Here is a 1090-nt window from a genome sequence, read left to right on the forward strand (position 1 = left end):
ACTCGAGGATCGTGGCGACGACGCCCGAACCGACGGTGCGGCCACCTTCACGGATGGCGAAGCGCAGGCCTTGTTCCATGGCGATCGGAGCGATCAGCTTCACGGTGATGCCGACGTTGTCGCCGGGCATGACCATTTCCTTGTCCTTCGGCAGCTCGACGGCACCGGTCACGTCCGTGGTACGGAAGTAGAACTGGGGACGGTAGTTGTTGAAGAACGGGGTGTGACGGCCGCCCTCTTCCTTGCTCAGAACGTAGATCTCAGCGGTGAAGTGGGTGTGCGGCTTGATCGTGCCCGGCTTGGCCAGAACTTGACCACGCTCGACGTCTTCACGCTTGGTGCCGCGCAGCAGGATGCCGACGTTGTCGCCAGCCTGGCCTTGGTCCAGCAGCTTGCGGAACATTTCGACGCCGGTGACGGTCGTCTTCTGGACTTCGCGGATACCGACGATTTCGATTTCCTCGCCGACCTTGATGATGCCGCGCTCGACGCGACCGGTCACCACGGTGCCACGGCCCGAGATCGAGAACACGTCTTCGACCGGCAGCAGGAAGGCGCCGTCAACGGCACGGTCCGGCTGGGGGATGTAGGTGTCCAGCGCATCGGCCAGGCGCATGATGGCCTGCTCGCCCAGGTCGCCCGTGTCGCCTTCCAGCGCCAGCTTGGCCGAACCCTTGATGATCGGGGTGTCGTCGCCCGGGAAGTCGTACTTGGAGAGGAGCTCGCGCACTTCCATTTCGACCAGCTCGAGCAGCTCGGCGTCGTCGACCATGTCGCACTTGTTCAGGAAGACGATGATGTACTTCACGCCGACCTGGCGAGCCAGCAGGATGTGCTCGCGGGTCTGGGGCATCGGGCCGTCAGCGGCCGAGCACACCAGGATCGCGCCGTCCATCTGGGCGGCGCCGGTGATCATGTTCTTCACATAGTCAGCGTGGCCCGGGCAGTCAACGTGCGCGTAGTGGCGGTTGGCCGTCTCGTACTCGACGTGGGCGGTGTTGATCGTGATGCCGCGGGCCTTCTCTTCCGGCGCTGCGTCGATCTGGTCGTAGGCCTTGGCCTCGCCGCCGAACTTCTTGGACAGCACCGT

1 protein-coding gene is annotated in these 1090 nt (G+C 64.2%); it reads right to left on the bottom strand.

Annotated elements, in window-relative coordinates; genetic code table 11:
• Positions 1-1090: elongation factor Tu (gene tuf, locus B0W88_RS31890; RefSeq protein ID WP_077038421.1), on the bottom strand; the 1090-nt coding region annotated here is incomplete at both ends.

This window comes from Pelomonas sp. KK5 (genome assembly GCF_001984095.1).
In the GTDB taxonomy this organism is placed as follows: Bacteria; Pseudomonadota; Gammaproteobacteria; order Burkholderiales; family Burkholderiaceae_C; genus KK5.